Raw genomic sequence first — 26754 nt, 5'->3', positions numbered from 1 at the left:
GGAATCGCATCCGTTTCGGCCGATTCCCGTGACTCTCTACGACGTACCCGCGCCCGCCAAGCTCAACCTGTTCCTGCACGTCGTGGGGCGGCGCGCAGACGGCTACCACCTGCTGCAGACCGTGTTCCGCTTCATCGACCTCTGCGACACGCTGCATTTCGAGACGCGCGCTGACGGCATCATCAGCCGCGCCACCGATCTGCCCGGCGTGCCCGAGGACCAGGACCTGACGGTGCGCGCCGCGCGCGCGCTGCAACGCGCCACCGGCACGCGCCAGGGGGCGCAGATCAGCCTGGAAAAGCGCATCCCGCAGGGCGGTGGCCTGGGCGGCGGCTCCAGCGACGCGGCCTCCACGCTGATCGCGCTGAATCGCCTCTGGGGCACGAATCTCAGTCGGCGCCAGCTGATGGATCTGGCGTTGCCGCTGGGCGCGGACGTGCCCGTGTTCGTGTTCGGGCAATCGGCTTTTGCCCAGGGCGTGGGCGAGGATCTCAGCGCGGTGGCGCTGCCCGAGCGCGCCTATCTGGTGGCCCAGCCGGATGCCAGCGTGCCCACTGTTGGAATTTTTTCCGCAGAGGATTTGACAAGGGATACTTCTTCGATCACAATAGCGGACTTTCTTGCTTCGCCTACTTTCTGCACCGAAAATTGCACTGAAAGCGAACGGGGATCTGGTCTAAACGCCGGGCCCGCCAGCTTCGAATTTTTTGGCAGAAATGATCTGGAGCCGGTGGTTTACCGTCTTTATCCTGAGGTTCTCAGGGCATCGCGGTGGCTTACTGAACATGGAGTCCATGTTCGTATGTCGGGGTCTGGTGCGTGTTTGTTCGCCGAATACTCCAAACTTTCCGAAGCCGCTTTGGCGAAAACGGAAATTACCGCTACAATGCGCGGCGCTGTTAAAACAAATAGTTTTCAGCAAACCGCTCATCCACGGTTTCGGTTGGTTCAGGCTTGCGCCGGATTAGCTGAACACCCACTGCGGGATTGGATTGCAAGATAGTTGGGGAGTCGCCAAGCTGGTTAAGGCACCGGATTTTGATTCCGGCATGCGAAGGTTCGAATCCTTCCTCCCCAGCCAGCCGAATACATAAAAAAGCTGTTGAACACGCCTGTCAGACACTGGCCCCGGTTCAGCAGCTTTTTTGTTTTCCGGCCAGGTTCTGCTTTAGCGCAACACCTCGCGTCACCCTGCATCACCCCCGCTTCACTCCGTTCGCGTCTGTTTCAAACGACCATCGCATCATCCATCATGGCAAACGATAGTTTCATGATCTTCACGGGCACCGCCAACACTCGGCTGGCCGTGGACGTAGTCAACCACCTCGACATGTCCCTGGGCAAGATGACCGTGGGTCGCTTCTCGGACGGCGAGGTGATGGTCGAGATCAACGAGAACGTGCGCGGCAAGGACGTCTTCGTCCTGCAGCCCACCTGTGCGCCCACCAACGACAACCTGATGGAAATCATGGTGATGGTCGATGCCCTGCGCCGCGCCTCGGCCGGCCGCATCACCGCCGCGATTCCCTATTTCGGCTACGCCCGCCAGGACCGCCGCCCGCGCTCGGCGCGCGTCGCGATCTCGGCCAAGGTCGTGGCCAACATGCTGCAAGTGGCCGGCGTGGACCGGGTCCTGACGATGGACCTGCACGCCGACCAGATCCAGGGCTTCTTCGACATCCCCGTGGACAACATCTACGCGGGTCCGATCCTGCTGGGCGACATCTGGCGCCGCAACTTTTCGAACCTGGTCGTCGTGTCCCCGGACATCGGCGGCGTGGTGCGGGCCCGCGCGCTGGCCAAGCAGCTCGAAGCCGACCTGGCCATCATCGACAAGCGTCGTCCGCGCGCCAACGTGTCGGAAGTGATGAACATCATCGGTGAAGTCGACGGCCGCACCTGCATCATCATGGACGACATGGTCGACACCGCCGGCACGCTGTGCAAGGCGGCCCAGGCCCTGAAGGACCGCGGCGCCGGCGCCGTCTACGCGTATTGCACGCACCCCGTGCTGTCGGGCGGCGCGATCGAGCGCATCGAGGGCTCGGCCCTGGACGAGCTGGTCGTCACCGACACCATCCCGCTGTCCGAAGAAAGCCAGGCCAGCGGCAAGATCCGCCAGCTGTCCTGCGCGGCGCTGCTGGGCGAGACCATCCTGCGTATCTCGAACGCGGAATCGGTCAGCTCGCTGTTCGTCGACTGAGGCCAGTCGGCACTACCCGGATTTGCGTCTTGCTGGTCGCGGCAGGACGCGAAAAACACGGCGCGCACCTTGCGCGCCGTGAACACAACCGGCGAACCCGTTTCGCCATTTTTTGCTTTTGGAGTTTTCCATGAAATTCAATGCCACTGCGCGTAGCGTCCAGGGTTCGAGTGCGAGCCGCCGCCTGCGCCGCGCGGGCCGCGTTCCCGCCATCGTTTATGGCGGTACGGCTGCCCCCCTGAACATCGAACTCGACCACAACGAGATCTACCACGCCCTGCGCAAGGAAGAGTTCCACGCTTCCATCCTGCAAATGGCGCTGGAAGGCGCTGCCCAGGAAGAGCAAGTCCTGCTGCGTTCGGTTCAATGGCACGCCTACAAGCCGCAAGTCCTGCACGTGGACTTCCAGCGCGTGGACGCCAACCAGGCCCTGCGCACCAAGGTGCCGCTGCACTTCCTGAACGCTGAAGTCTCGCCGGCCGTCAAGCTGAGCGGCGCGATCATCAGCCACGTGCTGACCGAGCTGGAAGTCACCTGCCTGCCGGCCTCCCTGCCGCAGTTCATCGAAATCGACCTGAAGGACCTGCTGCCCGGCGCGTCGGTCCACCTGGCCGACATCAAGCTGCCCAAGGGCGTGACGTACGTCCCGCACGGCGCTGAAGCCAACCCGCTGCTGGTCGCTGCCGTGGTCAAGGGCGGCGCCGCCGCTGACGACGCCGCCGAAGCTGCTCCGGCCGCCTAAGCCAGGTCGCAAGCCCCCGGGCTTGCGCAAGGCTGACGCCGAAACCCTGCGCGTGCATTTGCATGCGCAGGGTTTTTTGGTTTAAACACCCCCATCATGTCTACTCCCATACGCCTCATCGTCGGGCTGGGCAATCCCGGCCCCGACTACGAAACCACCCGGCACAATGCCGGCTTCTGGCTGGCCGACCATCTGGCCGACGATCTGCGCGCGTCCTTCGCGCTGGAGAAGTCGTTCTTCGGCATGGTCGCCAAGGCCCGGCTGGGCGCGGACAACGTGCTGCTGCTCAAGCCCAACACCTACATGAACCGTTCCGGCCAAGCGGTCGGCGCGCTGGCGCGCTTCTACAAGCTCGCGCCTGAGGCCGTGCTGGTGCTGCACGACGAGCTGGACCTCATGCCCGGCCAGGTGAAACTCAAGCAGGGCGGCGGGCACGCCGGCCACAACGGCCTGAAGGACATCCAGGCGGCGCTGGGCAGCCCCAATTTCTGGCGCCTGCGCATCGGCATCGGCCATCCGCGCACGCTGGGGCTGGCGCAGCAGGTCGCGGACTTCGTCCTGCACCCGCCGCGCCGCGAAGAGCAGACGGCGATCGAAGCGGTGATCGATCGCTGCCGCGCCGTGGTGCCGGCGATGCTGGCCGGTGATTTTCCGCTGGCGACGCGGCAACTTCACAGCGGCAACGATGCCTAAAGGGGTTGTAGCCGTCTGCCGCGGGCGATGAGCCCGCACCTTGAATCGTTGAAATGCACATGTCCGCCCAGCCTGTCGTGTCCACATCCCGCAAAACGCGTTTTCGCGACGAACTGGTCGATTTCTGGCGCTTCATCCGCCGGCCGAGCCCGGCTCGGCTGCCGGGGCGCGGACCGGGCGGCGGCGTGTGGCGCGATTTCTGGCCCGGCGTGCGCCCCGGCCGGCTGCTGGCCTGGGCGCTGCTGCTATGGTGCGTGAACCTGTTCGCGCTGGGACCGGTGGCGGTCGCCGCCGCCGGACTCGCGGGCGCCACGCATAGGCTGGATCCCACCAACATCCCCTGGCTGACCGCCATCATCTGGGCGCCGCTGGTCGAGGAAATGCTGTTCCGCTACGGCCTGCGACGGCCCAGGCAGGCGTTGTGGCTGTGCCCGGCGCTGGTGCCCGTGGTGCTGTGGGGGCCGCGCATCTGGACCGGGCTGCTGCTGGCCGCGTTCCTGTTGCTGGCCGTCTGGGCGCTGATCCGGCGCGCGCAGCCGTTGCAAGGCTGGGATACGACCTGGCGTCGCTACTACCTGAAGCATTTCGGCCTGGTGTTCCACCTGGCCACGCTGACCTTCGCCGCCGTGCACCTGAGCAATTTCGTCTTCAGCAAGACGCCGTACTGGCTGCTGCCCCTGCTGGTGCTGCCGCAATGGCTCACGGGTCTGGCGCTGGGCTGGATGCGGGTGCGCAGGGGCATCGGCGCGGCCATCGCGCTGCACGCCGTCTTCAACGCGGGGCCGATCGTGCTGATCTGGGCGGTGATGCGCTGGGTGCCTGGGGCGGCCACCTAGCGTGGCATGTCGCCGGAAGCTGGCCCGCACGCCCGCCGGCCAGGCTGCCGCGTCCCCATATGCCTGACGCAGGGCCGGGGTAAACTAGAACGTTAACGATCAATACCGTACCTACACAGGATTCCCATGGCTCTGCAATGCGGCATCGTCGGCCTGCCCAATGTCGGCAAATCGACGCTTTTCAACGCTCTGACCCGCGCCGGCATCGCCGCCGAGAACTATCCGTTCTGCACCATCGAGCCCAACGTGGGCGTCGTGGAAGTGCCGGATCCGCGCCTGCAGAAGCTGGCCGAGATCGTCAAGCCCGAGCGCATCCTGTCGGCCACGGTCGAGTTCGTGGACATCGCCGGCCTGGTGGCCGGCGCGAGCAAGGGCGAAGGCCTGGGCAACCAGTTCCTCTCGCACATCCGCGAGACCGACGCCATCGTCAACGTGGTGCGCTGCTTTGAAGACCCGAACGTGATCCACGTCGCCGGCAAGGTCGACCCCATCGCCGACATCGAGGTCATCGAGACCGAGCTGGCGCTGGCTGACCTGCAGACCGCCGAGAAGGCCCTGCAACGCCACCAGAAGACCGCGCGTTCCGGCGACAAGGAATCGCAGCGCATCGTGGCCGTGCTGGAAAAGTGCGTGGCCCAGCTGAATGAAGCCAAGCCCATCCGCGCGTTGGACCTGACGACCGAAGAAAAGGCCGACATCGCCCAGCTCTGCTTCATCACCGCCAAGCGCGCGATGTACGTGGGCAACGTGGCCGACGATGGTTTCACCAACAACCCGCTGCTGGACCGCCTGACCGAGTTCGCCGCCAAGCGCAACGCGCCCGTGGTCGCCATCTGCGCCGCCATCGAGTCCGAGATCGTCGACCTGGACGACGCCGACCGCCAGGCCTTCCTGAGCGACATGGGCATGGAAGAGCCGGGCCTGAACCGCCTGATCCGCGCCGCCTTCAAGCTGCTGGGCCTGCAAACGTACTTCACCGCCGGCGTGAAGGAAGTGCGCGCCTGGACCGTGCCGATCGGCGCCACCGCGCCCCAGGCCGCGGGCGTGATCCACACCGACTTCGAACGCGGCTTCATCCGCGCGCAGACCATCGCCTATGAAGATTACATCGCCTACAAGGGCGAGCAGGGCGCCAAGGAAGCCGGCAAGATGCGCGCCGAAGGCAAGGAGTACATCGTGCAGGACGGCGATGTGATGAACTTCCTGTTCAACGTCTGATCCCGGCCCGCGCACCCGCTTCTCACGGAACGGATGCGCCCAGCGGCAAAAGCCGAGGCCCGCCATCTGGCGGGCCTCGGCTTTTTTTCATAGCGCCTCATCGCGCCTCAGCGCCCGCGCTTGCGCCTGATCGCCACTTCATACGCCCGCAGCGTTTCATCCATCTTGCGCCCTAACTGGAAGTTGTCTTCGGCGAAGGCGCGCGCCTGCTCCGCCACCCGACGCGCCCGTGCGGGATCGCTCCAGATGCCGGCCACATGCCCGGTGAATCCGGCCACGTCGCCCGGCTCGGCCAGCCAGCCGGTCTCGTCCGGCTTCACGATCTCGGGCAGTCCGCCCACATTGCTGACCACCACCGGGCAACCGGCGGCGAAGGCTTCGGGCACGACGCGCGACCAGGCCTCGTTGGACGAGGGCACCAGCAGCGCGTCGGCGGCGTGGATGACCTGATCGATGTCGCCGCGATGGCCGGCGAATACGGTGTGGGCCGCGATGCCCAGTTCATCGGCCAGCGCGTGCAGCCGGGGGCCGAAGGCGGCCTTCTCGGCGGTGGGCGTGCCGACCACGAGCGCGATGGCGGGGATCGCGCGCTGACGCAGCTGCTGGACCACGCGCAGCAGATCGTCCTGGCGCTTTTCCGGGCGCAGCATGCCGATGGTGGCGACCACGAAGGCGTCGGCGTCCAGCCCGAGTTCGGCGCGCATGCGCTGGCGCAGCGCGGCCTTGTCCACGTCCAGGAAGAAACGCTGGTCGGCCCATTCGCCGACCACGCTGACGCGTTCGGCCGGCGCGAAGCCGGCTGACACGATGTCGTTGCGGCCTTCGCCGCTGGTGGCGATGACGTGATGGCAGCCGACGCGCCATTCCAGGCGCTTGCGCAGGCTGCTGCGCAGGTACTTGGCGAAATGGCGGGTGCGCACGACGGCGCACAGGTCCTGGCACAGCGCGCTGGTCTTGCCGTCCGCGCGGCTGTGGGCGTCGATGACCTCGATGCGCAGGCGCTTGACCAGCCGGCGCAGCCCCATCACGGTGGGCGGCGAGTAGGCGGATTCGAAGTCGATGCCCACGGCTTCCAGCGAGCGCTCGTGCGCCGCTTTCAGCGTCTCGCTGCCGGGCGGCGCGGCGATGGCCACGACATGCCCATGCTCCTTGAGCCACTGCGCCTGTTCCAGGACGCGGAATTCCATGCCGCCCAGATGGGAGCCGGCCAGGGTGTGCAAGATCTGCATGAGGGTCGATAAAGAGGGAGGGGCGCGCCTTGCTGAAGGCCAATCCGGCTGGAAGCGCTGGAGACGCCGTGGCGTCGCGCACGGGCCGTTCGCGGCGCGTGGCCAGCGGGCGGGTTGGCGGCGCGGGGCGCGGCCCTGGAGCCGTGCCTGTGGCGTGGCTGCGTCCTGCCGCCCGGGTAGCGGCGCGTGGCAGGATTCTAGGGGCTTTTCGGGAAATGTAAAGACGGCCCGCGCTCGCGGGCCGTCATGAGGCTCACAGGCGCGGCCTGTGCATTGGCGCTGCGTGGCGCGGCGCGTTCAGCTTCGTTGCGCGCGGCGGGCGACGGATCAGGACGCCAGCACCGCCCGGCATGCCAGTCCGGCCAGATACAGCCCGACGCCGAAGGACGCGTGGGCCATCAGGCTGCGCAGCCGCGCGACCGGGGGATTGGGCGTCCTGGACGCGGCGATGCCCGCGCCCATGCCGGGCTGCAGGATGAAGAAGGGCGCGGCCACCGTGCCGATGCCGACCAGCAGCGCGGGCAGGAAGGTCGGGCGCTGCGCCCATTGTGGTCCGGCGATGAGCAGCAGCAGGGCCGCGAAGGCGACGCCGATGGCGTAGTGCGCGATCCAGCCGATGGCGGCTTCCGCCGCGACCGGTTCGGCCTTGCCAATGTTCGGGTGGATAAACCGCCCGCGCGGCAGATGGCCGATCCAGCGGCCCACCATGGCGTAGTTCAGGCCGGGGATGTTGAAGCAGCGCTTGAGAAACAGCGCCCAGGCGTCCATGACCAGCGTGGCGCCGGCGCCGATCAGCAGGATGCGGACGAGGAAATCGGAATCGATGGTCATGGTGTCGGGGCGCGCCGCAAGACGAGTGCTCCATACATTCAATAAATTAATTGAATGATATTAAATATCAAGACCGCCTGTCAACGCCGACTTCGGTCGGACCGCCTGCGCGCGCCGGCCGGTTCATCGCCGCGGCGCTCAGCAGGATCAGCGCCGCTCCGGCGATCTGGATGGCGTTCATGCGCTGATCGAAGGCCAGCGCATCCACTAGCATCGCGACGATGGGGTTGATGAAGGACAGCACGCCGATGAGGCTGGTCGCGGTCTTTTGCAGCGCGCTGTAGAGCAGCGTCGACATCAGGCCGGTATGGACCACGCCGATCGCGACAAGCAGGCCCCAGGCGCGCGGCTGGTCGGGCAGGGCGGCCGAGGGCGCCATCAGCGCCGCGCCGATGAGGAGCTGGATCAGCACGATCAGATGCGGCGGCACGCCCTTCAAGCCCTTGGCGATGATGGCGGCGATCGCGTAGAAGAACGCCGCGCCCAGGGCCAGCGCGACGCCGGTGGCGAACGAGCCGCCCGCATGCAGGGCCGCCGCCGGCCGGCCCGCGACGATGGCCGCCAGGCCGCCGAAGGCCAGCGCCAGGCAGGCGAGCTTGCGCGCGCCCGGTTTCTCCTTGAAGCACAACGTGCCCAGCGCGACCAGCATGAAGGGCTGCGTGTGATAGACGATGGTGGCGACCGAGATGGACGCGTGGCCGTAGGCGCCGAACAGCAGCGTCCAGTTCAGCGCCAGCGCCACGCCGCCCAGCGCGCACAGGCCAGCCTGGCGGCGGCTCAGCAGGCCCGGCCGCAGTTGCCCCAGCCAGCCGCAGACGGCCAGCATGGCCAGCGCGCCGAACAGGCAGCGCCAGAACACCGCGGCGCGCGGCGACACGCCGGCCGCCAGCACGAACCAGCCGACGGTGCCGGAAATGATCATCGCGGCCGTCATCTGCAGGCCGCCTCGGGTGTTGTCGGTGATGGGCATGAGTCGTCGCTGGCTGGCGCCGGCCTTTCATATCGAACGATGGATTGATATAGTGAACAAATATTTAATATCGTTCGTCAAGTCGAACGTCCGGGGCCGCAGAAAAAGCGGACCCGCCATGGATCGGACCCGCACCATGCACCAGCCATCTTCCCCAACCGCTGACTCGGCGCCCACCGCCGCCTCGCCGGCTCCCATTGGCCTGCTGGCAACCGCGCTGCGCCGCGAGCGCGAACGCGCCGGCATGTCGCTCGCCGAATTGGCCCGGCGCGCCGGGTTGGCCAAATCCACCTTGTCGCAGCTGGAATCGGGCGTGGGCAATCCCAGCCTCGAAACGCTGTGGGCGCTGGCGATGGCGCTGGATGTGCAGGTAAGCCGGTTGATCGGCGAAGCCCAGGCCAGGGTGCAGGTCATTCGCGCGCACGAAGGCGCCGCTGCCGTGTCCGAGCAGGGCAACTATGCGGCGACGCTGCTGGCCGCCTGTCCCGCGGGCGCGCAGCGCGATGTGTACCGGGTGCGGGCGCAGCCCGGCGAGCCGCGACTGTCCAGGCCGCATGGCCCGGGCATGATCGAGCATGTAATCCTGGCGAGCGGCCGCGCGCGGATCGGGCCGCTGGGGCAGGAGGTGGAGCTGGCGCCGGGCGACTACATCCGTCATGCGGCCGACGTGCCGCATGTGTTCGAGGCGCTGGCGCCCGACACCGTGGCGGTGATGCTGCTGGAGCACGGCTGAGCGCTTGAACTTGTCTTGAGGATGATCCTCGCTTTAAGAATCTTCCCGCAGACTGAGCCCTGTGTCTTGCCTATAGTCTTGTCGCCAAGATGAGGAAGGAGCAGGACATGAAGTCGTGGGCGATACGGATTGCGTTGGCGGGGGCGGCATTCGGCATGCTGACCTGCCTGTCCAGCGCCTGGGCGCCCGCGGCGCGCGCGCCGTTGGCGCAGGACCAGCCCATCGAGGACTAGCCGCGATGGCCGGGACGCGGGCATGACGCAGGCACGCGTTCTCCGATTTGTTACGATAGCGATATCTGCATGCCGGCGTCGCCGGCGCTTTCCGCAGGCTTTTCCTTCAAGCACGCTTCTTCTCCGGCGCCGCGCCGCGGATCTGGCCGGCGTGGGGATTTGCAGCCGAAGGCAAATGGATTTCAAAACGCCCGCGGCCCGGCCGCCGGCGAAGCGCCAGCGCCGCGCGGCAGCGCGGCATCACAGGGATTTCCAGTCGAGGTACCGACGGGGCAGCAATGAAAACGTGGTTCAAGCGCATATTGATAGGCCTGGTAGTGTTGGTTGTCGTGGCCGTCGTTGGCCTGGCCATCTTCTTGCTGACATTCGATCCCAATGCGTACAAGTACAAGCTGGAAGAGCTTGTCAAGGAACGCTATGACCGCACGCTGACCATCGACGGCGAGATCGAGCTCTCGCTGTTCCCGCGCATCGGCCTGGCCGTGCAGGGCGTGTCGCTGTCCGAGGCCGGCAGCAAGGAAACCTTCGCGTCGATCGACAGCACGCGCCTGGCGGTGGCGGTATGGCCGCTGCTGTCCAACAGCTTCGTGGTGGACCACGTCGCCATCAGCGGCCTGAAGGCGCGCGTGATCCGCGGCAAGGACGGCCAGTTCAATTTCAGCAACCTGGTGGGCGGCACGGCGCCGGTGGTGACCGCGCCGGCCAATCCGGCCGAGGCCATCGCGGGCGCGGCCCAGACCGCGGCGCAGGCCATCACCAGCGGCAACCTGCCGTCGTCGGGCAGCAATATGCAGATCGATATCGCCGGCCTGGACCTGAAGGACGGCGAGGTGCAGCTGCAGGACGCCATCTCGGGCATGGCCGTGGCGGTGACGCGCATCAATGCCAATACCGGCCGCGTCACCTTCAACCAGCCTTTCGACGTGCGCCTGACCGCCAAGCTCGAAGGCGGCAATCCGCGCGTGGACGCCAACCTGACCGGCCAGGCGCTGCTGACGCTCGATCCCTCGGCCAAGCGCTATGCCGCGCAGAAGCTGGATCTGCGGGTCGACGGCAAGCTGCCCGGCGCCGAGGCCAAGAGCCTGTCCATGCGCGGCAATCTCGCGTTCAACGGCCAGAAGTCGGCGCTGGACCTGTCCGCGCTGGAAGTGCTGTTCCAGGGCGAGATCACCGATCCGGCCGCGCGCGCGACCAATGTCGAAGCCAGCGTGGCCGTGCCCAAGCTGTCCGTGGATCCGCACAAGAGCCAGCTGCAGATCGAGAAGCTGGCCGTGCGCGCCAAGGGCGGCTTGGCCGACGGCCCGTTTGAATTCGCCGTCGACGCGCCCGCGCTCAATATTTCCCCGGCATCCGCCACCGGCGAGGCCCTGACCGGCCGCGTGCGCGTGGGCGGCCTGGACGCCAGCTTCGGCCTGAACGGCATCAGCGGCAACGCCGGCGAGCTGGACATCAAGGAAGCCAAGCTGGACAGCACGTCCAAGAGCGGCGAGCGCATCGTCAAGCTGAACTTCGCCTCGCCGCTGTCGCTGAACCTGCTCCAGCGCAGCGGCGGCCTGTCCGGGCTGCGCGGCGACGTCAACATCACCGATCCCGGCCTGCCCAAGGGCAGCCTGCAGATCCCGGTCATCGGCAGCCTGAACGTGGACCTGCTCAAGGACCAGGCCAGCACCAAGATCAACGCCGTGCTCGAGGGCGGCAAGTTCGACCTGAGCGCCGACATCAGCAAGCTGCGCGACACGCCGCTGGTCAATTTCGCGCTGGCCGTGGACACGCTGGACCTGGACAAGCTGGCGCCGCCGGCCGCGGCCGCGCCCGCCAAGGCGCCCGCCGAAGGCAAGAAAGACGAATCCAAGCCCGCGCAGCCGGCCCCCGCGCCGGCCGCCGACGACAACATCAACCTGTCGGCCCTGGTCGGTCCCAGCGTCAACGGCACGCTCAAGATCGGCAAGCTGGTGGTGCGCGGCCTGAAGGCCGACGACGTGGCCGCCACGGCGAAGCTGGACAAGGGCAAGCTGGATGTGTCCAGCCTGACCGCCGGCCTGTATGGCGGCAAGCTGGCCGGCACCTTGAGCCTGGATGCGGCGCAGGGCAATCAGATCGCCACCAAGCTGTCGCTGGCGGGCATCGCGATCGAGCCGCTGCTGATGGACCTGGCGCAGAAGAACGTGCTCAGCGGCACGGGCAGCCTGGCGCTGGACCTGAAGACCGCGGGCGCCAACGCCTACGCCATGAAGAGCGGGCTGGGCGGCACGCTGCAGCTGCGCCTGCGCGACGGCGCGGTCAAGGGCATCAACCTGACCCAGACGCTGCGCGAACTCAAGGCCGCCATCTCGCCCGATGCGCAGGACCACACCGTGGCCGCCGACAGCGGCAAGCAGACCGAGTTCTCCGAGATGGACGCCGACCTGGCCTTCACCAAGGGCGTGGCCGCGGTCAAGCGCCTGAACTTCGTTTCACCGTTGCTGCGCGTGACGCAGGGCGAGCCGGCTTCCATCGATTTCGTCCGCAACGAGCTGGACCTGGTGGCGCGCGCGCGCGTCGTCAATCCGTCGGCCAGCGAGGAAGGCAAGGAACTGATCGACCTGAAGGACGTGACCATCCCGGTCCACGTCCGGGGCACGTTCGACAAGCCGTCTTATACCGTGCTGTGGAAGGAAGCCATTGGCGGCATCCTCAAGCGCAGCCTGGAGAACAAGCTGCGTGACGCCGTCACCGGCAAGGGCAAGGGCGGCGCGGCCGTGGACAAGGCGCTCAAGGGCCTGCTGGGACGATGACCGGCACGCCGCAGTACCAGCCCGTCGCCGAGTGCGGCCTGACCGCGCAGCCCGAGGCCGCGCCCTATCACCGGCAATGGCTGGTGGCCAACGATTCGGGGCAATGGCTCAACCGCGAGCTGTGCCCGCGCCTGGCCGATGTGTCGGTCGAGCTGCGCATGGGCTACCTGGTGCTGAAGGCGCCCGGCATGCTGCGCATGGACATCCCGCTGGACGTGATCGAGGACGACGACAGCGTGCGCTACAGCATGCGGGTCGGCGAGCTGGTCATCGACGTGGTGGATGAGGGCGAGCTGGCCGCGGCCTGGATCTCGAACTTCGTGCAGGTACCCTGCCGCATCATGAAAGTGCATCCGGACACGCCGGTGTCCGCTTGGCCCGATACCCCCTCGCCCTAAAGCGCACACCCGCCATGCAACGATCGGGGCAACGCGGAGCCGGCTTTGCCGGTCCGCAGTTGCGCCCCCTTGAGGGGGAAGCGCGTAGCGCTTCGGGGGTGGGTCACCCCTTCTCAAATAGGGTGTGGGCCAGCAGGCCCGCCACCAGGCCCCAGAAGGCCGAACCGATGCCCCAGAAACTGAAGCCCGAGGCGGTCGCCAGCAGCGTGATCAGCGCGGCCTCGCGCCGCGCCGGATTGGCCATGGCGGTGGCCATGCCGCCCATGATGGTGCCCAGCAGCGCCAGGCCCGCCAGCGCGGCCAGCAGCGCCGCGGGCAGCGCCTGGAAGAACACGGCCACGGCGCCAGCCACGATGCTCAGCGCGAAGTACGACAGGCCGTAGGTGGCGGCGGCGATGTAGCGCTTGGACGGATCGGGATGCGCCTCGGGGCCGGTGCAGATGGCGGCGCTGATCGCGCCCAGCGTGACGCTGTGCGCGCCAAAGGGCGCGGCCAGCAGGCCCAGGATGCCGGTGGCGGCCACCAGGCGCGACGCGGGCGGACGATAGCCCGAGGCCTGCAGGATGGCCAGGCCCGGCAGGTTCTGCGAGGCCATCGCCACCACGAACAGCGGAATGCCCAGGCTGATGGCGGCCTGCGCGCTGAATACCGGCGTGGTCCAGACGAACTCGGTCAGGTGCAGGTCCAGCTGGTCGGTCTGGATCAGGCCCTGCGCGGCGGCCACGGCCACCGCCACGCCCATCACCACCAGCACGGCATAGCGCGGCGCCCAGCGCCGGCACAGCAGATAGGCGGCGCACATGGCCAGCACCAGCGCGGGCTGCTTGCCCAGGCTGGTGAACACGCCCATGCCGAAATTGAGCAGCACGCCGGCCAGCATGGCCGCGGCGATTTCCCCGGGAATGCGGCGCAGGATGGGATCGATCCAGCCGAACAGGCCACAGGCCAGCGTCAGCGCCGCGGCCAGCACGAAGGCGCCCACGGCTTCATTGAAGGGCACGCCCGCCAGCGCGGTCACCAGCAGGGCCGCGCCGGGCGTGGACCAGGCCATGACGACGGGCAGGCCGGTGCGCAGGCTGTAGGCCGCGCCGCCGGCGCCCAGCACCAGGCTGAGCGAGCCGATCCAGGAGCCGATCTGGGCGGCGTTCAGGCCGGCCGCATGGCCTGCCTGCACCATCAGCACGGCGGTGCCGCCGAAGCTCACCAGCACGGCGACCAGGCCGGCGGCGATGGCCGAGGCCGAGACGTCGCGGCGGGCGTGGGGGCGGGGAGAGGGAACGGAGTCTGGCTGGGCGGCGCCGCTCATGCGGCACCCGTCAGGCGGCGGTACTTGGCCATGAGCTGCTCCTGGCCTTCGTTCCACTGCGGATGCAGCTCGATGCACTCCACCGGGCAGACCACCTTGCACTGAGGCTCGTCATGATGGCCGACGCATTCGGTGCAGCGGTCGGGGTCAATGACGTAATACTCGTCGCCCATGGAAATCGCGTCGTTCGGGCACTGGGGCTCGCAAACGTCGCAATTGATGCATTCTTCGGTGATGGTCAGGGCCATGATGGGCGGCGGAGTCTGGCTGGGGGCTGGCCCATTGTAGCGCCGGGCCGCGCGGGCTCCCTGGCATGCCCATGCCGGCGACGGGCGTATCAACGCAAAGGGCGCCGCTGGGGCGCCCTTCCGGAGATGACGGGGACGGGTTCGTTCAGCCCGGCCAGGACTGCTCGCGCCGTTCCTTGGCCTTTTCCTGCAGCCAGCGCTCGACCGAGGGGAACACGAACTTGCTGACGTCGCCGCCCAGCTGGGCGATCTCGCGCACGATGGTGCCCGAGATGAACTGGTACTGGTCCGAAGGCGTCATGAACAGCGTCTCGACGTCGGGCAGCAGATGGCGGTTCATGCCGGCCATCTGGAATTCATATTCGAAGTCGGACACGGCGCGCAGGCCGCGCACGATCACGCGTCCGCCCTGGTCGCGCACGAAGTCCTTGAGCAGGCCGCCGAAGCTCTGCACTTCCACGTTGGGATAGTGGCCGAGCACTTCGCGCGCGATCTCGACGCGCTCGTCGATGCTGAAGAAGGGCTTCTTGTTGCGGCTGTGGGCGATGCCCACCACGACTTTGTCGAAAAGCGCGGCGGCGCGGCGGACCAGGTCTTCGTGTCCTCTGGTCAGCGGGTCGAAAGTGCCGGGATAAACAGCGATGATCATGCGAGCTCCGTACCGTTATAAGTGGTGTACACCATCCTCCGAAGCTCGGATTATTGATCTATTTGCGCAATGCAGCAAATTCCAGCAGATGGTAGTGGACGGCGCCGGCCTTGTCCTGGCGCAGGATCTGGAATCCCGGGGGCGGTTCGATGGGGGTTTCGGCCTCGACATAGACCAGTCCGTTTTCGGTCAGGATGCCCGGCAAGAGCGGCCACAGGCGCGGCAGCCAGCCCTGTCCGAAGGGCGGATCGAGCAGGATCAGGTCAAAGCGGGACGCATCCATCCGCTCCGTGACCTGCATCGCGTCGCCCACATGGATGCGTATCATGTCGGCCTTGAGCTTATCGCGCAGCGTCCGCAGCGCGGACGCCGCCGTCCTGTCGCACTCGACCATCTGCACATGCGCCACGCCGCGCGACGCCGCCTCGAAGCCGAGCGCGCCGCTGCCGGCGAACAGGTCCAGCACCTGCTTGTCGGAGAACTCGCCGCCCCACAGGTGATTGAGCCAGTTGAACAGCGTCTCGCGCACCCGGTCGGGCGTGGGGCGCAACGTCTCCACGTCGGGCACGGCAATGGGGGTGCGCCGATATTGGCCCCCAACGATACGAATATCCTTGTTACCCATGTTCAGCCGCTTCTTCAAGAAAAAATCCCCTCCGCCCGCCGCGCCGGTCCAGCCCGCGCCGCCGCCGGAGGCCGTGGACGCCGCTCAGGCGCCCGCGATCCCCGCCGCGCCGGCCCAGACGGCCGTCGCGCCCGCCATTCCGGCGACCGTTTCCACGCAGCATAGCGCCGTCGCACAGCCCGTCGCGTCGCCGGTAGCGCCCGCGCCGTCGGCTCCCGTGGCGCCGTCCGCGCCTGCCGCCTACACGCCCGCTGCCGCGCCGGTCGTCACGCCCGCGCCGTCGCTGCCCGCCGCTGCGGCGCCTGTGCCGGCCACGCCCGCTCCGGTGTCTGATACGCCCAAGGCGCCTGACGTCGTCATTGAACCGCCCATCGCCGCGCAGGCGCCGGCGGTCCAGGCGCCAGTGGCTGCGCCGGCAGTTGCCTCGGCAGTTGCTCCGGTCGCTGCTCCGATCATCGCCCCGGTCGTCGAGCAGACGGTCGCGCCGCAGCCCGTCCCGGCTCCGGTCGCCGAGGCCGCGCCGCCGGCGCAAGAGGCGCCGAAGAAAGCATCCTGGCTGAGCCGGCTCAAGCAGGGCCTGTCGCGCACCGGCCAGAGCATCGGCGGCCTGTTCGTCGGCGTGAAGGTCGACGAGAACCTGTTCGAGGAACTGGAATCGGCGCTCATTATGGCCGATGCCGGGCTGGAGGCCACCGAGACGCTGCTCACCGCGCTGCGCGCGCGCGTGAAGAAGGAACGCATCGAGGACCCCGCCCAGGTCAAGGCGGCGCTGCGCCAGCTGCTGGCCGACCATCTGCGCCCGCTGGAGCGGTCCTTCGATCTCAAGGGCGCCAAGCCGCTGGTGGTGATGATCGCCGGCGTCAACGGCGCGGGCAAGACGACGTCCATCGGCAAGCTGGCCCATACCTTCCAGCGCCAGGGCGCCAGCGTGCTGCTGGCGGCGGGCGACACGTTCCGCGCCGCCGCGCGCGAGCAGCTGATCGAATGGGGCAGCCGCAACAACGTCACCGTGATCGCGCAGGATGGCGGCGATCCGGCAGCCGTGGCCTTCGACGCGGTCAATGCCGGCCGCGCGCGCGGCATCGACGTGGTCATGGTGGACACCGCGGGTCGCCTGCCCACGCAGCTGCACCTGATGGAAGAGCTGAAGAAGATCCGCCGCGTCATCGGCAAGGCCGACGCCGCCGCGCCGCACGAGGTGCTGCTGGTGGTCGACGGCAATACCGGCCAGAACGCGCTGGCCCAGATCCGTGCCTTCGACGCTGCCATCAACCTGACCGGCCTGGTCGTGACCAAGCTGGACGGCACCGCCAAGGGCGGCACGCTGGCCGCCGTGGCCGCGGGCAGCCAGGGCGTGCGCCCGGTGCCGGTGTACTGGATCGGCGTCGGCGAAAGCCTGGAAGACTTGCAGCCCTTCGTGGCGGACGAGTTCGCCGGAGCGCTGCTGGCCGATTGATCACGATGGTGGTCGCGCCTTGAAACGCCACGGGCGTCCTGCGAAGGACGCCCGTTTTTCATCCGCGACGCGGTTTGGAGGCAGGCCCGCGCCTGCCTTACTTCCAGAACGGCTTGCTGTGTGCCAGGTCGTCGAAGGCCTGCTGCGCTTCCGTCGCCAGCTCTTCCAGCCGCGCGCTGATCCAGCCCAGCGCGAACCAGGCCTGCGGGTGCGTGGCCGTACACGCCTCGTAGTGTTCCTTGGCCACGGCCAGGTCGTTGATCTCGCCCAGGATGTCCTGCACGCGCGACAGCAGCTTGCGGTAGCCGCGCAGCTTGGCGGCGGGCAGCAGCGATTCGGCGAAGGCCAGGCTGTAGCGCAGCCGCTTGCCGCGCTTGCGCAGCTCGTGGCGCGCGGGAATGTCCAGCGAGGCGAATTGCAGGCCCTGGTCGGCGACCTTGCCGTGCCAGCGGCGCAGCCGCCGCGCCAGCTGCTTGTGCAGCCGAGGCGTTTCGGGCTCCGCGCCCTGCAGCGGAATGATGGTGGGCTGCACCAGCGCGCCGGGCACGCCGCCTTCCAGGCGGATGGCCGGCTCGGGCGCGGCGTCCGTGGGCGTGCCGTTGGCGATCGCGTGGCCGTCCGGGGCGGCCGCTGGCGGCGGCACGTCCAGGCTCCATTCCAGCAGGTCCAGCAGCCAGGCCTGGAAGGCCTTGCCGCCGGCGATGGTCTGGGCGTCTTCCTCGGGCGGGGTCGATTCCACGGGGATCACCGGCATGCCGGCGCGGGCCAGCGCGGGCGCCACGGTTTCGTTCAGCACGTCCTGGTCGCGGTTGGCGCCGAAGGCGGCGAAGTGCGCGCGCGCCTGCTGCAGCATGGCGTCGGGCACCGGCGCGATCCAGCCGTCGAACAGCTTCCAGGCCGAGCGCAGGCGGCGCACGCCCACGCGCAGCTGGTGCACGTGTTCGGAATTGCCGGCGCGGTACACGCCTTCGGTGTCCACTTCGGCCAGCACGGCGGCGTTGCGCGCGATCTGGTCCAGGCATTCGGCGGCGATGGCGCCCATGGCCTGCGGCGGGCTCATGTCCTCGCGCAGCTTGATCGCGGCCGCGCCGCGCGGCGCCCAGAACCGGGCGATGGCCTCGGCGCGGCGCGCCTGATGGTCGTCGCCGGCGGCGGCGTCAACCTCGGCCAGCTTGTGCGCCAACTGCGCCAGCGCGTCGCCGCGCTCGGACTTGCTGCGCGGGTCCAGCACCAGCGCGTGGCGCTGCTGCCAGCCTCGGGCCGCGGCGAAGATGGCGCGCGGCTTGCCCGACACCAGTTCGAATTCCAGTTCGGAGATGGGCAGTTCCAGCGTGCCCGCACGCAGGATGCCGGTGTCATAGGCCAGCTCGACCATGCCGTGGCGCGTGCGCACGCGGCGCAGCAAGCGCAGCACGTCGGTCTCGTAGCGCAGGCCCAGCTCGCCCTTGATCGCCGCCAGCGGCGCTTCGACATCGGTGCCGGCATAGACCGACAGGTCCAGCACCGGACCGGGCCGCGGGTGATTCATTTCGATGCGGGTGATGGCGTCGGCGCCGGGCATCTTCAGCGTCTGCACCCAGTCGCGGCCTTCCAGCCGCAGGCGGATCGCGATGCGCGCCCGCGCCAGCTCGCGCTCGGGCGTATCGAAGTACATGGCATGCAGGCGGATGCGGGTGGCTTCGCGCTGCTTGATCTCTCGCTGTACGGCTTGGCGAGACGCCGCGGGCACGTGCAGTTTCAGTTCCTGTTCCGACATGGCGGCGGGTGTCCAACGGCAAAAGCCGAGATCTTAATCAAACGGGGAGGGAGGTTTGATGACCGGTCATATTTATTTCACAAAACCCACACGAGCATATACGGGGTTGCGGTGCATCAACAATCATCCGCGCGCGGGCTGTCGGACATTTTCGGCTTTGATTGCGTCCGCGCAATTACCCAGTTTCAGTGATAGGCAAGGGCGGGTCGAACTTTTCTAATTGTAATTGGCGGGCCGGACGCTTCCTGCGAGGCCTCGATATCCATTCGCGCCCGCCCCGGCATCGCCGGCGACGGGCCATGACAAGAGAAAAGAGAGGCCCCATGAACCGCGCGTATCGCATCGTCCTGAACCGAGGCACCGGCCAATGGCAGGTTGCCAGCGAGCACGCCCGGGGGCGGGGCAAGAGCCGGTCGCGGAGCGTGGCGCTGGCGGCCGTATTGGCGGCGGCCTGCGCCGCACCCGCCGCGCAGGCGCTGGCCGGTACGGTGGCGTCCGGCGACGTGACACCCTCGGTGAACTGGAACGACTCCAATGACATGGTCGTCGGCAATGCCGCGTTCGGTTCGCTGCTGATCGAGTCGCCGACGACGATGGTGCGCAGCGCCAACGGCTGGCTGGGGGCGACGCCGAGCGGCGAGGGCGCGGCGACGGTCTCGGGCCTGGGCGCGTCCTGGGGGGTAAACGGCCGCCTGGTCGTCGGCGCCAATGGCAGCGGCACGCTGACGCTCGCCAATCAAGGCACGGTCTCTGTGGGCGCCAATGGCCAGGGGGGTGTCGAGCTGGCCAGCAATCGCGATGCGGTCGGCGTCATCAACATCGGTAGCGCGCCCGGCGGCGCGGCCGCCGATGCCGCCGGCATCCTGGATGCATCGGAGGTGCGCTTTGGCGCGGGCCGCGGCATGCTGAACTTCAATACGACGGGCTCCCAGTTCTTCGCGTCCGCCCTGAGCAGCGGCCAGGCGGGTCAGCACCAGCTCAATCATTACGCCGGCGTCACGCTATTGCTGGGCAACAGTTCCCGGTTCGACGGCGATACCACCGTCACGGGCGGATCCCTGCAGATCGCCAACATGCTGGGCACCGCGCAGGGCCGGATCGATGCCGGCGCGGCGTCCAACGCCTCGGCCCGGGTCAACGTGTACAACGCCGGCGCGACCTGGGCCCTGACCGGCAACCTGTTCGTTGGCGGCAGCGGGCTTGGCGACCTGAGCATCTACTATCAAGGCACGGTCTCGAACCAGTTCGCCACGGTCGATGCGCAGCAGAACGGCGCGGCGACCGTCTCGGTTTCGGATGTGGGGGCGCTCTGGAACAATCGCGCGGCGCTGCTGGTCGGCTCGGAGGGCGGCAGGGGCGCCGTGTCGGTCTTGGCGGGCGGGTATGTCGCCAGCGTCGATGGCGTCGTCGGGCGCAATCAGAACGGTACCGGCAATTTCCTGGTGTCGGGACGCGGTTCGACCTGGGCCAATGCCGGCGAGCTCAGGGTGGGCGATGTATACGGCCAGGGCAGCCTGAATATCGAATCGGGCGGCACCGTCTCGAACCGCGACAGCTATGTGGGCAGCATGAACGGCAACGGCGACGTCGTGGTGCGCGGCGCCGGCTCCACCTGGAACAACAGCGGCGCGATGATCCTGGGATTTGGCGTGGGAACGGGCACGGGCACCCTGACGATCGGGCAAGGGGGCGCCGTCAACGTCGGCGCGTTCGGCACGGGGATCGTGTCGCTGGCGCTGGACCGGTTCCTGATCGTTCCCACCCGCGGCACCCTCAATATCGGCGCGGCGCCGGGGCAGCCGGCCACGGGCGCGGGCACGCTCAACGCCGGCGCGGTCCAGTTCGGCGCGGGCATTGCCACGCTGAACTTCAACCATACCGATACCGCCTACCGGTTCGCGACACGGCTGCTGAGCACGGGCAGCGGCGTGCACAGCCTGAACCAGATCGCCGGCACCACGTTCCTGACGGGCGCCAATGGCGCCTTCCTGGGCAAGACCACGGTGTCGGGCGGCAAATTGGTGGTGCTGGGACAACTGGGCGGTTCGGCACAAGTGACGGGCGGAACGCTGCAGTATGGCGATGGCGCCTCCGGCGCGGGCAGCAGGCTGGCCGGCGACCTGAAGGTGGCGGGCGCGGGCAGCACGCTGGCGGTGCAGGGACCGGCGACGCTGGGGACCTCGGGCGATATCGGCATGGCCGACCACACCATTCTCGACCTCACCGTCGGCGCCAACGGCGCGCCGTTGCGCGCAAGCACGGTGACGCTCGGCGCCGACGTGATCTTCCGGCTGGGCGGCATCAACAGCGCCAGCCCGGCCGAGGTCGTGCTGATCGACACAACCGGCGGCATCAACGGCGACTTCGCCAGGATCAGCACCGGCGGCTTTGCCGGCGCCGTGGATTACCTGAGCGTCAACACGCGCAAGTCGGCGGACAAGCTCCAGTACCTGGCCCGCTACGGCCTGAGCTGGACCGCCGGCAACGGCCTGGGGCATGGCACGTTCACGCTTACCAACGCCACGGATCGCTTCACGGTCGGCTCGGCGCTGGCCGACCAGGCCGCCAATGCCGCGACCGGCTGGAATGGCGCCACGCTGACCAAGGCCGGCGCCGGGACGCTGGTGCTGAGCGGCGCCAACACCTACAGCGGCGGCACGACGATCACGGGCGGCACCTTGCAGGTCGAGCGCGACGCCAACCTGGGCCATGCCGCCGGCGGGCTGGCGTTCAACGGCGGCATGCTGGCGACCACCGCGTCCTTCGACACGGCGCGCGCCGTGTCGATCACGCAATCCGGCGGCTTCGATGTGGCCGCGGGCACGACGCTGGGCCTGGCCGGCGCGCTGTCCGGCAATGGCGACCTGATCAAGGCCGGCGCCGGCGCCTTGAACCTGAATGGCGACAGCGCGGGCTACGCCGGGCGCATCGTCGTCAACGACGGCCGCCTGGCGATCAACGGCAGGCTGGGCGGCTCGCTCGACGTGGGCGCCGGCGGCATGCTGGGCGGCAACGGGACGATAGGCGCGGGCGCGGGCTCGCGCGTAACGGTCGGCGCCGGCGGCGTCCTGTCGCCGGGCAACTCCATCGGCACGCTGACCATCGACGGCGATCTGGTCATGCAGGGCGGGGCGCGCCTCGTGGTCGAAACCGATCCTGCCGGCGTTGGCGCGGACCTGGTCCGCGTCACCGGCAATGCCACGCTCAATGGCGGCGCGGTGGCGCATGTCGGCGCCCAGGGCGACTATGCGCTGAATGCCCGCTACACCATCATGGAAGTGGGCGGCACGCTGTCCGGCCGTTTCGACGCCGTGTCCTCCGACTTCGCCTTCCTGACGCCGAGCCTGGCCTACGATTACGGCGCCGGCCGCGTATCGCTGAGCCTGGCGCGCAACGATACGCGCATGGCGTGGACGGGGGCGACGCGCAACCAGCGCGCCGCGGCCGCCGCCATCGACAGCATCGGCATGGGCAGCGGCAATCGGCTGTACGACGCCGTGGTGCGCCTGCCTGACGATCCGGCGCTGCTGCATGCGGGTTTCGATCAGTTGTCCGGCGAACTGCACGCCTCGGCCAAGACCATGCTGTTGCAGGACAGCCGCTATCTGCGCGATGCCATGAGCGACCGTCTGCGCGTGGCCGCCGACGGCGCGCGTTCCACGCCCCTGCTGGCCGCCGCCGGGAATGATGCGGGGACGCTGGCAACCGGCGCGCAGGAAGGCGCGTATGGGCCGGCCAGCTGGATCCAGGGCCTGGGCGCCTGGAGCCGGACCGACGGTGATGGCAACGCGGCCGGGCTCAAGCGTTCCAGCGGCGGCTTCCTGATGGGGCTGGACGCGCCGCTCGCCAAGACCTGGCGGGTCGGCGTGATGGCCGGCTACAGCCGCAGCGATTTCGATGTGAACGACCGCGCCTCGTCGGGCCGCAGCGATAACTACCATCTGGGCGCCTACGGCGGTGGCCAATGGGGCGCGCTGGGCCTGCGCGGCGGCGTGGCCTACAGCTGGCACGACATCGCCACCCGCCGCTCGGTCGCCATGCCCGGTTTCTCCGACCGTCTCAAGGCCGGCTACGACGGCCGCAGCGCCCAGGCCTACGCGGACCTGAGCTATCGCATCGACCTGTCCGCCGTCGCGCTGGAACCTTTCGTCAACCTGGCCTACGTCAATCTGCGCACAGGCGGCTATCGCGAGAGCGGCGGCGCGGCCGCGCTGCATGCGGCAGGCCAGACGAGCGAGACGATCTTCTCGACCCTGGGCGCGCGGGCCACGTCGCGCTTCGAACTGGGCGGCGCGCAGGCCGCGCTGCGGGGATCGCTGGGCTGGCGTCACGCCACGGGCGATGTGAAGCCGCAGGCCACGCAAGCGTTCTCCGCGGGCGAATCCTTCACGGTGGCGGGCGTGGCGCTCGCCAGGAACAGCGCGGTGATCGAGGCCGGCCTGGATCTGCAGGCCACTCGCAAGACCAGCGTCGGCCTGGCCTATCAGGGCCTGCTATCGGGGGCGGCGCGGGACCATGGCGTGCGCGCGAACCTGACCGTTCGTTTCTAGGCGCGGCAGGCTCGCGCCGTCCAGGCGGCGCGAGCCGTCCGTGCACGAAGGCTGTCGCACGGATTCAGCCTTCCAGGAAATCCTCGGGATCTTCCTCGATCTGCTCCAGCGTCTGCGCCAGCAGGGTGGGGAAGTCCACGCACACGTAGTCGATGGAATCCGGATCGTGGGTGAAGGCGATGATCTGCCCCGGCCTGCCTTGCGCCGTGGGCGTGTGGTCCAGCATCAGCATCAGGGTCGGCGCGGAAAACCCGGCGAAGGGCAGCCAGCCTTGCTGAAACCAGCCGTCCTGGATCTGCGGGTCGCGCGGCGTGGGCTGCCTGTAGCCGGCATAGCGCGGCGCGCGGGTGCGCAGGCCGCGCCACTGCTTGAGCGCGTCCTGCAACGGCAGGAAATCGTAGCCCGTCAGATAGCCCTGGCGCGCGAACACGGGCTTCCACGACGGTCCGCCGTTGGCCGCCAGCCAGGCCGCCTTCAAGGCCGGGTCGATCTCGAAGCCCAGTTCCTGTTCGGCGGCTGCGATGTCGGCCTTGCTGGTCTTGGGCTTGAGCCGCAGCGGCTGGTCGTTGTCCTGGTAGAACGCCTTGAGCGCCGACACAAAAGCGGGAAATTCCATGTAGGGCCTGCCATGCAAGGGGAGGGAGGGCAGATGATAGCGCCCGGTCCCGCGCGGGAATCCCGCATCTTGCGATGCGCGCGCTTGCGGTTCCCGCGAGGACCTTCCTGCCTCGTGGCGGGCCCAGGCAAAAAAAACCGCCCGTTGCCGGGCGGCGCAAAGGAACTCGGGGGCGGGCGGCGTCAGAGGATGCGTTTGCGCGCCTGCGTGATCAGGATCTCGGCCAGCACCACGACCGCGAAGATGGAGGCCAGCACCAGGGCCACGCGGTCCCACTGGAACAGGTTCAGTGCGGTGTCCAGCGCCATGCCGATGCCGCCGGCGCCGACCAGGCCGAGCACGGCGGATTCGCGCACGTTGATGTCCCAGCGCAGCAGCACGATGGACCAGAACGCCGGGCGGATCTGGGGCCAGTAGGCGTACCAGATCACGGCGGACTTGCTGGCGCCGGTGGCGGTCACGGCCTCGATCGGGCCGCGTTGCGCCTCTTCGACCGCTTCGCCCACCAGCTTGCCGACGAAGCCGATCGAACGGAAGGCGATGGCCAGCGTGCCCGCCAGCGCGCCGGGGCCGAAGATGGCGATGAACAGCAGCGCCCAGACCAGCGAGTTGACCGAGCGGCTGGACACCAGGATCAGCCGCGCCAGCATGTTGATGGTCCGGCTGGGCGTGAGGTTGTTCGCCGCCAGCAGCCCGACCGGCACCGCCAGGATCACCGACAGGATGGTGCCCAGCGTGGCGATGTGCAGGGTCTCTACCAGCGCGGCGTGCACGCCGCCCGGGTAGTAGGCCCAGTCCACCGGCCACATGCGCTGGAACAGGTCGGCCATCTGCTCGGGCGCGTCGTACAGGAATTCCGGAATGATCTCGACGCCGCGCATGGCCTGGCCGATGGCGAGCGCCAGCAGCAGGTAGAGCGCGAAGCGCAGCAGCCGCTGGCCCAGGCTGTAGCGGTGCCATTCGCGCGGCGCGCCGGCGTTGTGCAGGGTGGCGTGCGCGTTCATTCGTCCGCCTCCGCCTTGCGTGTCACGGCGGTTGCGCCGCGCGTGTTCAATCCCGTATTCGACGTCGGGCCCGAACCCAGGCCGCGCGCGCCGGCGAAGCGCCCTTGCAGGATGCGGTCGAAGCCCAGGTTGTCCAGGAACACCGCGCGCACGAAGCCGGCCAGGATCTCGCCCAGCATGATGATGGCGATCAGGGTCAGCAGGATGGCGCTGACGAAGTCGTAGTCAAAGCGCTGGAAGGCCGAGAACAGCGTGCCGCCGACCCCGCCCGCGCCGACGATGCCCACCATGGTGGAGTTGCGCAGGTTGGAATCGAACTGATAGGTGGCGAAGCCGATGAAGCGAGCGAACACCTGCGGCAGCACGCCGAAGATGAGCACGTTGCCGAAGGACGCGCCGGTGGCGCGCACCGCCTCGACCTGCTTGAGCGAGATCTCCTCGATGGCCTCGGTGAACAGCTTGCCGATGAAGCCGATCGAGGCCACCGTCAGCGCCAGGATGCCGGCCAGCGCGCCGAAGCCCACGGCCTTGACGAACAGGATGGCGACGATCACCGGATGCAGCGCGCGGCACAGCGCCACCAGCGCGCGCGCCGGCCACGAGACCCAGGCCGGCATCAGGTTGCGCGCGCCCAGCAGGCCCACCGGCAGCGCGCAGGCGATGCCCAGCACCGAGGCCAGCACGGCGATCTCCAGGCTTTCGGCGATGCCCTTCCACAGCGTGGCGGGCTTCTCGAAATTGGGCGGGAACATGCGCGCCAGGAAGGTGGACGCGTGGCCCAGCCCGGTCTCGAAGCGGTTCCAGCTGAAGTCCAGCTGCGCGCTCGCGTACAGCGTGTAGAGCAGCAGCAGGACCGCGCCGGCCTTGACGCGGCCGGACAGGGCGAAGGGGCGGGCGCCCCGCTGCGGAATCATTCCAGCCAAGACTCGCCTCCGTAGATGGTCTTGAGCATGGCGGCGTCCAGGCCCTGTCCGTCGCCGTCGTAGACCACGCTGCCGCCGGACATGCCGACGATGCGCGTGGCGTAGCGTCGGGCCAGCTCCACGTCGTGGATGTTGACGATGACGGGGATGCCGCTGGCGTCGCCCTGCGCCGCCAGCAGCTCCATGATCTCGACCGAGGTCTTGGGATCCAGCGACGAGGTCGGCTCGTCGGCCAGCAGCAGCTGCGGGCGCTGCATCAGCGCGCGGGCGATGCCCACGCGCTGGCGCTGGCCGCCCGACAGCGCGTCGGCGCGCTGGTCGGCGAAGCCCGCCAGGCCCACGGTGTCCAGCAGCCGGTAGGCGTGCTCGATGTCCTCGGACTCGAAGCGGCGGGTCCAGGCCTTGAAGGCCGAGGTGTAGCCGAGCCGGCCGGTCAGCAGGTTCTCCATGACCGTCAGGCGCTCGACCAGGTTGTATTCCTGGAACACCATGCCGATGCGGCGGCGCGCGCGGCGCAGGGCCGCGCCACGCACGCGCGCCAGGTCCACCGAGTCCTGCCCCGAACGCAGCGTGATCTCGCCCCGGGTCGGCTCGATCAGCCGGTTGATGCAGCGCAGGAGCGTGCTCTTGCCGGTGCCCGAGGGGCCGATGATGGCGGTCAGGCCCTGGCCCGCCACCTCCAGGTCGATGCCGTTGAGCACCGGGCGGCCGGCCCGGTATTCCTTCACCAGGCCGGAAATGCGTAGCGACGTGCTCATGCG

General features: G+C 68.5%; 24 protein-coding genes and 1 tRNA gene. 13 read left to right on the top strand and 12 right to left on the bottom strand.

Translation table 11 applies throughout. The annotated features are described in order from the left end of the window. Positions 1 to 28: 28 nt before the first annotated feature. The 7 genes from ispE (at position 29) to ychF (ending at position 5692) form a co-directional block, all read left to right on the top strand. Positions 29 to 1003, top strand: a complete 975-nt coding sequence (gene ispE, locus KDH83_RS07930) for a 4-(cytidine 5'-diphospho)-2-C-methyl-D-erythritol kinase (RefSeq protein WP_212314188.1) — start codon at positions 29 to 31, stop codon at positions 1001 to 1003. A 1-nt stretch (position 1004) separates the two neighbouring features. Beyond that, a tRNA-Gln gene (locus KDH83_RS07925) sits at positions 1005 to 1081 on the top strand. 171 nt (positions 1082 to 1252) lie between these two features. Continuing rightward, positions 1253 to 2203 (top strand): ribose-phosphate pyrophosphokinase, encoded by a 951-nt coding sequence (locus KDH83_RS07920; RefSeq protein ID WP_212314186.1) that lies wholly within the window; start codon positions 1253 to 1255, stop codon positions 2201 to 2203. Positions 2204 to 2333: 130 nt separating this feature from the next. After that, the gene (locus tag KDH83_RS07915) at positions 2334 to 2945 is read left to right on the top strand and encodes a 50S ribosomal protein L25/general stress protein Ctc (protein ID WP_212314185.1); all 612 of its coding nucleotides are present in this window, start codon (positions 2334 to 2336) and stop codon (positions 2943 to 2945) included. A gap of 96 nt (positions 2946 to 3041) precedes the next feature. Beyond that, positions 3042 to 3638 (top strand): aminoacyl-tRNA hydrolase, encoded by a 597-nt coding sequence (gene pth / locus KDH83_RS07910; protein WP_103271073.1) that lies wholly within the window; start codon positions 3042 to 3044, stop codon positions 3636 to 3638. 59 nt (positions 3639 to 3697) lie between these two features. After that, a complete protein-coding gene (locus KDH83_RS07905) occupies positions 3698 to 4474 on the top strand; it encodes a CPBP family glutamic-type intramembrane protease (RefSeq protein WP_212314183.1) in 777 nt (258 codons plus the stop codon). Between the two features lie 126 nt (positions 4475 to 4600). Then, positions 4601 to 5692: a redox-regulated ATPase YchF gene (ychF, locus tag KDH83_RS07900; RefSeq protein ID WP_212314181.1), complete on the top strand. Its 1092-nt coding sequence runs from the start codon at positions 4601 to 4603 to the stop codon at positions 5690 to 5692. A gap of 107 nt (positions 5693 to 5799) precedes the next feature. Here the strand turns inward: ychF and KDH83_RS07895 are convergent, their stop codons facing one another. From KDH83_RS07895 to KDH83_RS07885, 3 genes are all read right to left on the bottom strand, one after another. Continuing rightward, on the bottom strand, positions 5800 to 6921 hold the full coding sequence (locus KDH83_RS07895; RefSeq protein WP_212314178.1) for a glycosyltransferase family 4 protein: 1122 nt from the start codon (positions 6919 to 6921) through the stop codon (positions 5800 to 5802). Between the two features lie 327 nt (positions 6922 to 7248). Next, positions 7249 to 7752 (bottom strand): DUF2938 domain-containing protein, encoded by a 504-nt coding sequence (locus KDH83_RS07890; RefSeq protein ID WP_212314176.1) that lies wholly within the window; start codon positions 7750 to 7752, stop codon positions 7249 to 7251. A gap of 67 nt (positions 7753 to 7819) precedes the next feature. Continuing rightward, on the bottom strand, positions 7820 to 8722 hold the full coding sequence (locus tag KDH83_RS07885) for a DMT family transporter (RefSeq protein ID WP_249204927.1): 903 nt from the start codon (positions 8720 to 8722) through the stop codon (positions 7820 to 7822). Positions 8723 to 8840: 118 nt separating this feature from the next. Here KDH83_RS07885 and KDH83_RS07880 point away from each other — a divergent pair, with 118 nt between their 5' ends. From KDH83_RS07880 to KDH83_RS07870, 4 genes are all read left to right on the top strand, one after another. Continuing rightward, the gene (locus KDH83_RS07880) at positions 8841 to 9455 is read left to right on the top strand and encodes an XRE family transcriptional regulator (protein ID WP_249204926.1); all 615 of its coding nucleotides are present in this window, start codon (positions 8841 to 8843) and stop codon (positions 9453 to 9455) included. A 107-nt stretch (positions 9456 to 9562) separates the two neighbouring features. Further along, entirely contained in the window at positions 9563 to 9688 is a 126-nt protein-coding gene (locus KDH83_RS32850; protein ID WP_283093806.1) for a hypothetical protein, read from the top strand. A gap of 278 nt (positions 9689 to 9966) precedes the next feature. Continuing rightward, a complete protein-coding gene (locus KDH83_RS07875) occupies positions 9967 to 12462 on the top strand; it encodes an AsmA family protein (protein WP_212314175.1) in 2496 nt (831 codons plus the stop codon). Then, positions 12459 to 12860 (top strand): MOSC N-terminal beta barrel domain-containing protein, encoded by a 402-nt coding sequence (locus KDH83_RS07870; RefSeq protein ID WP_212314172.1) that lies wholly within the window; start codon positions 12459 to 12461, stop codon positions 12858 to 12860. The genes KDH83_RS07875 and KDH83_RS07870 overlap by 4 nt, the downstream gene beginning before the upstream one ends. Positions 12861 to 12963: 103 nt before the next feature. Here the strand turns inward: KDH83_RS07870 and KDH83_RS07865 are convergent, their stop codons facing one another. The 4 genes from KDH83_RS07865 to rsmD form a co-directional block, all read right to left on the bottom strand. After that, positions 12964 to 14166, bottom strand: coding sequence for a benzoate/H(+) symporter BenE family transporter (locus KDH83_RS07865; RefSeq protein WP_212314170.1), 1203 nt, complete (start codon positions 14164 to 14166; stop codon positions 12964 to 12966). After that, entirely contained in the window at positions 14163 to 14414 is a 252-nt protein-coding gene (locus tag KDH83_RS07860; protein WP_103271062.1) for a YfhL family 4Fe-4S dicluster ferredoxin, read from the bottom strand. Before KDH83_RS07860 ends, KDH83_RS07865 begins: the two co-directional genes overlap by 4 nt. A 145-nt stretch (positions 14415 to 14559) precedes the next feature. Next, complete coding sequence (gene coaD, locus KDH83_RS07855; RefSeq protein ID WP_103271061.1) at positions 14560 to 15063, bottom strand: pantetheine-phosphate adenylyltransferase; 504 nt, start codon at positions 15061 to 15063, stop codon at positions 14560 to 14562. A 58-nt stretch (positions 15064 to 15121) separates the two neighbouring features. Further along, the gene (rsmD, locus tag KDH83_RS07850) at positions 15122 to 15688 is read right to left on the bottom strand and encodes a 16S rRNA (guanine(966)-N(2))-methyltransferase RsmD (RefSeq protein WP_212314199.1); all 567 of its coding nucleotides are present in this window, start codon (positions 15686 to 15688) and stop codon (positions 15122 to 15124) included. A 451-nt stretch (positions 15689 to 16139) separates the two neighbouring features. On the opposite strand from rsmD, the gene ftsY reads away from it, so the two are divergent. Further along, entirely contained in the window at positions 16140 to 17144 is a 1005-nt protein-coding gene (ftsY, locus tag KDH83_RS07845; protein WP_349291606.1) for a signal recognition particle-docking protein FtsY, read from the top strand. 97 nt (positions 17145 to 17241) lie between these two features. Here the strand turns inward: ftsY and KDH83_RS07840 are convergent, their stop codons facing one another. Next, on the bottom strand, positions 17242 to 18900 hold the full coding sequence (locus tag KDH83_RS07840) for a CYTH and CHAD domain-containing protein (protein WP_212314164.1): 1659 nt from the start codon (positions 18898 to 18900) through the stop codon (positions 17242 to 17244). A 323-nt stretch (positions 18901 to 19223) separates the two neighbouring features. On the opposite strand from KDH83_RS07840, the gene KDH83_RS07835 reads away from it, so the two are divergent. Further along, positions 19224 to 23450: an autotransporter domain-containing protein gene (locus KDH83_RS07835; protein WP_212314163.1), complete on the top strand. Its 4227-nt coding sequence runs from the start codon at positions 19224 to 19226 to the stop codon at positions 23448 to 23450. A gap of 64 nt (positions 23451 to 23514) precedes the next feature. Here the strand turns inward: KDH83_RS07835 and KDH83_RS07830 are convergent, their stop codons facing one another. From KDH83_RS07830 to phnC, 4 genes are all read right to left on the bottom strand, one after another. Beyond that, on the bottom strand, positions 23515 to 24066 hold the full coding sequence (locus KDH83_RS07830) for an SMI1/KNR4 family protein (RefSeq protein ID WP_212314155.1): 552 nt from the start codon (positions 24064 to 24066) through the stop codon (positions 23515 to 23517). A 182-nt stretch (positions 24067 to 24248) separates the two neighbouring features. After that, on the bottom strand, positions 24249 to 25070 hold the full coding sequence (gene phnE / locus KDH83_RS07825) for a phosphonate ABC transporter, permease protein PhnE (protein ID WP_212314153.1): 822 nt from the start codon (positions 25068 to 25070) through the stop codon (positions 24249 to 24251). After that, positions 25067 to 25984, bottom strand: a complete 918-nt coding sequence (gene phnE, locus KDH83_RS07820; RefSeq protein WP_249204930.1) for a phosphonate ABC transporter, permease protein PhnE — start codon at positions 25982 to 25984, stop codon at positions 25067 to 25069. Before phnE (KDH83_RS07820) ends, phnE (KDH83_RS07825) begins: the two co-directional genes overlap by 4 nt. Then, the gene (phnC, locus tag KDH83_RS07815; protein ID WP_212314151.1) at positions 25981 to 26751 is read right to left on the bottom strand and encodes a phosphonate ABC transporter ATP-binding protein; all 771 of its coding nucleotides are present in this window, start codon (positions 26749 to 26751) and stop codon (positions 25981 to 25983) included. Before phnC ends, phnE (KDH83_RS07820) begins: the two co-directional genes overlap by 4 nt. Between the last annotated feature and the right edge of the window lie 3 nt (positions 26752 to 26754).

It is taken from the genome of Achromobacter sp. Marseille-Q0513 (assembly GCF_018195695.1).
Taxonomy (GTDB): Bacteria; Pseudomonadota; Gammaproteobacteria; order Burkholderiales; family Burkholderiaceae_B; genus Achromobacter.
This window is presented reverse-complemented; position numbering and strand designations above follow the sequence as displayed.